This is a genomic window from Flavobacterium sp. (assembly GCF_046153165.1).
Classification (GTDB): Bacteria; Bacteroidota; Bacteroidia; order Flavobacteriales; family Flavobacteriaceae; genus Flavobacterium.
This window is the reverse complement of sequence record NZ_JBJXEN010000073.1, coordinates 1-7,018: the sequence shown is the minus strand read 5'-3', so window position 1 is coordinate 7,018 and position 7,018 is coordinate 1. Positions and strand designations below refer to the sequence as shown.

5 protein-coding genes and 2 pseudogenes are annotated in these 7,018 nt (G+C 32.7%); 6 read left to right on the top strand and 1 reads right to left on the bottom strand.

Annotated elements, in window-relative coordinates; all coding sequences use genetic code 11:
- The first annotated feature begins 39 nt into the window (after positions 1-39).
- From ACKVOV_RS08445 to pruA, 3 genes are all read left to right on the top strand, one after another.
- Positions 40-1,293, top strand: coding sequence for a DUF5103 domain-containing protein (locus ACKVOV_RS08445; RefSeq protein WP_409206320.1), 1,254 nt, complete (start codon positions 40-42; stop codon positions 1,291-1,293).
- Between the two features lie 69 nt (positions 1,294-1,362).
- The gene (gene apaG, locus ACKVOV_RS08440) at positions 1,363-1,749 is read left to right on the top strand and encodes a Co2+/Mg2+ efflux protein ApaG (protein WP_409206319.1); all 387 of its coding nucleotides are present in this window, start codon (positions 1,363-1,365) and stop codon (positions 1,747-1,749) included.
- A 256-nt stretch (positions 1,750-2,005) separates the two neighbouring features.
- Positions 2,006-3,631: an L-glutamate gamma-semialdehyde dehydrogenase gene (gene pruA / locus ACKVOV_RS08435; RefSeq protein WP_409206318.1), complete on the top strand. Its 1,626-nt coding sequence runs from the start codon at positions 2,006-2,008 to the stop codon at positions 3,629-3,631.
- 77 nt (positions 3,632-3,708) lie between these two features.
- On the opposite strand, the gene rsmG is transcribed toward pruA, so the two are convergent.
- Positions 3,709-4,338, bottom strand: a complete 630-nt coding sequence (gene rsmG, locus ACKVOV_RS08430) for a 16S rRNA (guanine(527)-N(7))-methyltransferase RsmG (protein ID WP_409206317.1) — start codon at positions 4,336-4,338, stop codon at positions 3,709-3,711.
- Between the two features lie 105 nt (positions 4,339-4,443).
- On the opposite strand from rsmG, the gene ACKVOV_RS08425 reads away from it, so the two are divergent.
- From ACKVOV_RS08425 to purT, 3 genes and pseudogenes are all read left to right on the top strand, one after another.
- Positions 4,444-5,544: a fatty acid desaturase family protein gene (locus ACKVOV_RS08425; protein WP_409206316.1), complete on the top strand. Its 1,101-nt coding sequence runs from the start codon at positions 4,444-4,446 to the stop codon at positions 5,542-5,544.
- 83 nt (positions 5,545-5,627) lie between these two features.
- A pseudogene (locus ACKVOV_RS08420) lies at positions 5,628-6,816 on the top strand (pyridoxal phosphate-dependent aminotransferase).
- A 50-nt stretch (positions 6,817-6,866) separates the two neighbouring features.
- Positions 6,867-7,018: pseudogene (gene purT, locus ACKVOV_RS08415) on the top strand (phosphoribosylglycinamide formyltransferase 2); the annotation flags it as partial.

Sequence of the window (7,018 nt, the reverse complement as noted above, 5' to 3'; positions counted from 1 at the left end):
TTCTAAAATCATATATTTACTCCAGTTGAAATTAAAATCATGGTAAAAAGAGTATTTTTCTTTTTTATAACAATCTTTTTTGTGAATTCAGTTATTGGTCAAACAATTTCCGAAACATATCCACCATTTAATATAAAAACAGTTACTTTCACACAAAGCACAAATAATGTGATTCCAGTTTTTAGATTAGGTGAACAATTTCAACTTAGTTTCGATGATTTATTTGGCACCGAAGAAGATTATTATTACACTATCGCACAATACAATTACAACTGGACACCAACTTTATTGACTAAAAACGAATATATAAACGGTACGGATAACCAAAGAATTCAAGATTACGAAAATTCGTTCAACACACTACAAATTTATTCTCATTACAGGTTAAATTTCCCAAATAACTACACTCAAATAACAAAAAGCGGCAATTATTTAGTTTCTATTTTTAACAGTAACAAAGAACTTGTGTTTACTAAAAAATTTATTATTTACGAAGATATTGTCGATGTGCCTATGCAAGTAAAAAGAGCGAGAAATGTTGCCGATAATAAGTATAAACACAATCTTGATTTCAGTATCAAATCAAATCAAATTCTATTTCAAAATCCAGTTCAAAACGTAAAAGTTATTTTATTACAAAACGGAAAGTGGGACAACGCCATTGTTAACGTAAAACCACAATATACTATTGGTAATGATTTAATTTTCAAATATGATAAGGAAACTCAATTTTTCGCAGGAAATGAATATTTATATTTTGACAATAAAGAAATTCGCGTAGCTACAAACACAATAGCTAGAGTCGATTCGAATAGTGGTTTATACAATTCTCATTTATATACAGACAGCTCTCGAAAATACAAATCATACACTTTTTATCCCGATATAAACGGAAATTTTAAAGTCCGAAATTTAACCGCACAAAATAATGAGGTAGAAGCCGATTACTCATGGGTTTATTTCACCCTTTTTGCGGCAGATGCAAATGCAAGCACAAACATTTATGTAACAGGAATGTTTAACAACAATATCCTTTCTGCCGAAAACAAAATGGATTACAATGCCGATAAAGGTGTTTTTGAAAAAGCAATTTTAATCAAACAAGGATTTACAAATTACAATTACACTGTTCTAGATTCTCAAAACAACATTTCCGATAAAGACGCCATTGATGGGAATTTTTACGAAACCGAAAATCAATACACAGCCATTGTTTATTATCGCCAAAACGGGGATTTATATGATCGAGTTATTGGTAAAGGCAGCGCAAATTCTGTTAATATTACCAACTAAAAAATTAACATCTCAATAATACATTTGCTTTTATAAAATTTATAACTTTGTAGAAGTAGATAAACAGTTATGGTAATCCAAATCACAAGAGGTATCAAGATTTCTGTCTTAACGGCTTTTGAAGGAACTTACTTCAAAAACAATAAAATGCATTTTGCATTCAGCTACCATATTACCATAGAAAATCACAGTAAAGACTCCGTACAACTCACAACTAGACACTGGGAAATATATGATGCCTTAAACTATCTAGAAACAGTAGATGGAGAAGGCGTAATAGGCAAAAAACCCGTTTTAAAACCAGGTGAAACCCACACTTATAGCTCAGGTTGTTTACTTTGTGCACCTTTTGGCACTATGAAAGGGCATTTCGAAATGATTAATTTTACCACCACAAAATCATTCAAAGTAATTGTTCCTGCCTTTAGACTAAATGCGCCATTTGCATTAAATTAGAAGCAATTCCAGCTGTACATTACAAATTTTTTCTTCTTGTTTGCTTTTTCTAAGCAAAAAAAGGAGCTCCTATTGTCGCTCTTTTTTTACAAGAAAAAATGCAACAAGACTTCAAAAATTTTTCCATTTCCATCTGGGCTAAAAATCGAAAATGCTATCAAGATATATTTATATATGATTTAAAAATTTCTATTATCAAATATTCCTTTGTACTTTTGTGTAGATTTTTAATCATTCAATCTTAAAATTAAACCTCATGTTAAAAGGATTTTTCAATATACCAAAAGCGGTAAACGAACCCGTAAAATCATACGCTCCAAACTCACCCGAAAAAGCAGCAGTTCAGGCGGCCTACACAAAAATGTGGAACGAAACTATCGATGTACCTTTATATATTGGTTCAGAAGAAATTTACACAGGAAATACAAAAAATATGTCGGCGCCACATGATCATAAACACATCGTAGGAACATATCATTTAGCCGAAAAATCTCATGTAGAAAAAGCCATTGCCAATGCTTTAGAAAGCAGAACAAAATGGGCTAGCATGGCTTGGGAACAACGTGCAGCTATTTTTCTAAAAGCAGCCGAGCTAATTGCTGGACCATACAGAGCAAGAATAAATGCTGCAACAATGATTGCACAATCTAAAACAATTCACCAAGCAGAAATTGATGCTTCTTGCGAATTAATAGACTTTTTACGTTTCAACGTAGAGTTTATGACACAAATTTACCAAGATCAGCCAGCTTCAAATTCTGACATGTGGAATCGTGTAGAATATCGCCCTTTAGAAGGTTTTGTATATGCCGTTACACCTTTCAACTTTACAGCTATTGCAGCAAATTTACCCGCAAGTGCTGCTTTAATGGGAAATGTTGTGGTTTGGAAACCAAGTGACAGCCAAGTTTTTTCAGCAAAAATTATTATCGATGTATTCAAAGAAGCTGGAGTTCCAGATGGCGTCATTAATGTTGTTTTTGGTGATCCAGTTATGATTACCGATACTGTTTTGGCTTCACCAGATTTTGCAGGAATTCACTACACTGGTTCTACTTTTATTTTCAAAGAAATCTGGAAAAAAATTGGAACAAATATTCACAACTATAAAACATACCCAAGAATTGTTGGTGAAACTGGCGGAAAAGATTTTATTGTTGCACATCCATCAGCTAACGTAAAACAAGTTGTTACAGCCATTACTCGTGGCGCTTTCGAATTTCAAGGGCAAAAATGTTCAGCAGCTTCAAGAGCTTATATTCCACAAAGTATTTGGCCAGCAGTAAAAGAGCAATTAATTGCCGATGTAAAATCGATGAAAATGGGTTCGCCAGAAGATTTCGGTAACTTTATTACAGCCGTTATTCACGAGGGTTCGTTTGATAAATTAGCAGGTTTTATCGATCAAGCTAAAAAAGATGCTGAGGCTGAAATTATTGTAGGTGGAAATTATGATAAATCAAAAGGTTACTTTATAGAACCAACAGTTATTGTTACTACAAATCCTAAATATGTGACTATGGAAACAGAGCTTTTTGGTCCAGTAATTACGATTTATGTTTATGAGGATAAAAACTGGTCAGAAACATTAAAACTAGTTGATGCTACTTCAGAATATGCTTTGACTGGTGCCGTTTTAAGTCAAGATCGTTACGCAATTGAAGAAGCTACAGTGGCTTTGCAGAATGCTGCAGGAAACTTCTACATTAATGATAAACCAACTGGAGCTGTAGTAGGAATGCAACCATTTGGTGGTGCTCGTGCTTCAGGAACAAATGACAAAGCAGGTTCTGCACAAAACTTACTACGTTGGGTTTCTCCAAGAACAATCAAAGAAACTTTCGTTACACCAGAACATTATGGCTATCCGTTTTTAGGATAAGATATATTTTTACAAAAATAAAAACTCACAAGAATTTCAATATTCATTGTGAGTTTTTTTATTAGAAGACTAATGATTTAAATCTTAAACTTCAAAGGCACATGAACTACTTTTTTAGTTTCGAAAAATTCATTTTCAAAAAAGTCTGAAATATTATATTCTGTAGCTTTTGGAAAATCTTTTAATTCTTCGGTTAAATCTCCACCTTTAAGATAAAGAATTCCATTTTTTAGTTCGTGTTTGTTGGTCTTTTTTATTTTATCCTTAATCCAAGAAACAAAATCTGGCATATTTGTCACAGCACGACTTACAATAAAATCGAAATCTCCTTTTACATTTTCAGCACGAATTTGTTCTGCTTTTACATTTTTAAGACCTAAATCTTCAGTCACAGCCTGAACGACTTTAATCTTCTTTAGAATAACATCTATTAAATAGAAACGAGTCTCTGGAAATAAAATTGCTAACGGAATTCCTGGAAATCCTCCACCTGTTCCAACATCAAGAATATAAGTTCCTGGTTCAAATTTTTGAATTTTAGCAATAGCTAAAGAATGCAAAATATGTTTCGTGTAAAGCTCATCTATATCTTTTCGAGAAATCACATTAATTTTAGCATTCCAATCATGATACAAATTTTCTAATTTTTGAAATTGTAAAATCTGATTTTCGGTCAAATCAGGAAAATACTTCAAAATTTCTTCCATATTTATTTTTTTAACAAAAGTAATACTTTACTATCAAAATATTTATCTCAATTTTAACTATCAAAAAAATAATAATAATTACCTTTGTTAAATATTTAAAATTATATGGATAATAATGCCCCAACTTTTGCAAAGCAAGATAACTTAAAGTTTTTTAGAACATTAAATTCTAGAGTTAACAATTACTTCAAAGAAAAAAACATTCAAAAAACTGGAAACTGGAAGCTATATCTTAAAACATTTATTTTGTTTTCGGTATTTTTAGCTCCTTATTTTATTATAATCACATTACCAAATATTCATTTTGGATTATTTTTTATCCTTTCAATTCTTATTGGAATTGGAATGGCTGGAATTGGAATGAATGTTATGCATGATGGAAATCATGGCTCCTACTCTAATAAAAATTGGATAAACAAATTTATGGGAGGAAGTATCTATATCCTCGCAGGAAATGTTTACAACTGGCAAGTACAACATAATGTTTTACATCACACTTACACTAATATTCCTGGTTATGATGAAGATCTTGATGCAGGACGTGTTATTCGTTTTACTAAAGATGCTAAATGGGAGAGATTCCATAAATTTCAACATTATTACTCTGTCTTCTTATATGGACTATTAACTTTCAACTGGTGTCTAACTACCGATTTTAAACAGATGAAAGGGTATTTAAAAAGAAAATTATCCTATGGAGAGCCAAAAAGTGCAAAAACTTTATGGACAACTTTAGTAATCACTAAAATAATTTATTTCTCAGTTTGGATTGTAATTCCAATGATTGTTGGAGTAATTTGGTGGAAAGTATTAGTTGGTTTTTTCGTAATGCATTACACAGCTGGATTAATTCTTAGTATTGTATTTCAGTTAGCACATATTATAGACGACACGACGAATCCTAATCCTAATGAAGAAGGTGAAATGGATAATACTTGGGCAATACACCAATTATTTACAACCGTAAATTTTGCACCAAAAAATCGAATTGTCAACTGGTATACTGGAGGACTAAATCACCAAGTAGAACACCATCTTTTTCCGAACATTAGTCATATTCACTACGGGAAAATTGCAGATATAGTAAAACAAACTGCAAAAGAATGCGACTTGCCATATCATGAGTACAAAACGATGACAAGTGCAGTTATTGCTCATTTCAAACATCTGAAAGACTTAGGACAAAAACCTTTGCTTACAGCATAAAAAATCTAAAACTTAAGACGTGCAATTGCGCGTCTTTCTTTTTTAATCTATATTTGTCAGACTAAAAAAACAAACAACAATTCATGGAAAATCTTCTTTCGGATAGAATAAACAATTTAACAACTTCTCAAACTTTAGCTATGGCAGCATTAGCTAGAGAATTAAAATCTCAAGGAAAAGACATCATTAGCTTAAGTTTAGGTGAACCTGATTTTAACACGCCTGATTTTATTAAAGAAGCAGCAAAAAAAGCTATTGACGAAAACTACAGCACTTACACACCTGTAGAAGGATATGCAGAACTTAGAGAAGCCATTTGTCGGAAATTTAAAAGAGATAATAATTTAGATTACAAACCATCTAATATTGTAGTTTCTACAGGAGCAAAACAATCATTATACAATATCGCACAAGTAATGCTAAATGAAGGTGACGAAGTAATTCTTCCTGCACCTTATTGGGTTTCTTATTACGAAATAATCAAAATGTCTGGCGGAATTCCAGTCGAAGTTCCAACGTCTGTAGAAAGTGATTTCAAAATCACACCAGCTCAATTAGAAGCAGCCATCACACCAAAAACTAAAATGATTTGGTACAGTTCACCTTGCAACCCAAGTGGATCAGTATATAATCGTGAAGAACTAACGGCTTTAGCCAAAGTTTTAGAAAAATATCCAAACATCTTTATCGTTTCAGACGAAATATACGAACATATTAATTTTTCAGGCACATTTTGTAGTGTAGCATCAATCCCAGGAATGTTCGATAGAACCATTACTGTAAATGGAGTTGCCAAAGCATTTGCTATGACAGGTTGGAGAATCGGATATATTGGCGCTCCAGAATTTATAGCAAAAGCGTGTACAAAAATGCAAGGACAAGTAACTAGTGGAGCCAATTCGATAGCGCAAAGAGCAACAATTGCAGCAGTCGATGCCGATCCAAGTGTTTTAAACGGAATGGTTTCAGCTTTCAAAGGTCGTCGTGACTTAGTGGTAGGATTAATTAAACAAATTCCTGGATTAAAACTAAATACTCCCGAAGGTGCATTTTATGTATTTCCAGATGTTTCTTCTTACTTCGGAAAAACACTTCGAGGAACTACCATAAACAATGCAGACGATTTCTCTATGTATTTATTAGGCGAGGCCAATGTAGCAACCGTAACTGGAGATGCTTTTTGGCAACCCAAACTGCATCAGGATTTCGTATGCAACCAGCGAAGAATTACTTACCGAAGCTATTCGAAGAATAAAAGAAGTGTTAGCTTAATATATTGCCTCAAGGAAACTTGAGGCTTTTTTTATTTTAAAATATTACAAATGTCTAAAATATTATTACTCGGTTCAGGCGAATTAGGAAAAGAATTTGCTATTGCCGCACAACGCATTGGTCAAACTATAATCGCTGTCGATAATTACGAAAATGCACCAGCAATGCAGGTCGCTCACGGATTTGAAGTCATCAATATGCT